The sequence below is a fragment of the Vibrio sp. 10N.261.54.A5 genome (assembly GCF_041471145.1).
GTDB lineage: Bacteria > Pseudomonadota > Gammaproteobacteria > Enterobacterales > Vibrionaceae > Vibrio > Vibrio crassostreae_C.
On sequence record NZ_JBFRNU010000069.1, the window covers coordinates 55,250 to 55,660 of the forward strand.

General features: G+C 47.7%; 1 protein-coding gene. It reads left to right on the forward strand.

Going from position 1 to position 411, the window contains the following annotated elements; translation table 11 throughout:
• On the forward strand, positions 1-411 hold a 411-nt coding region (locus AB4329_RS20045), incomplete at both ends, for a cadherin-like domain-containing protein (RefSeq protein ID WP_372139114.1).

Consider the following 411-nt stretch of genomic DNA (forward strand, 5'->3'; position numbering starts at 1 on the left):
TCTCTGCCAACATCGATGTAAGTGTAACTGCCGTTGATGATGCGCCTGTGTCTGGTGACCTAGCGTACTCAATCGACGAAGATGGTTCGATTCGTCTAAGCCAAGAGCAGCTGCTTTCTCAAGCATCTGATGTTGAAGGCGATGACCTTACTGCTAGTGGCCTAACGGTTGACGGTGATGCAACGGTTGTAGCCAACGACGATGGCAGCTTTACGATTACGCCAGATGAGAACTTCAATGGTGACATCGATATCAGTTTCGATATCTCTGATGGCACCAATACCGTTCAAGCTTCTGCAGACCTAACTGTTAACCCAGTTAATGACCTGCCAGTACCTCAAGATCAACAGTTCAGCGTTGAAGAAGACGGCACGTTAATCTTTACTGATGCCGACCTATTAACAGGCGCTA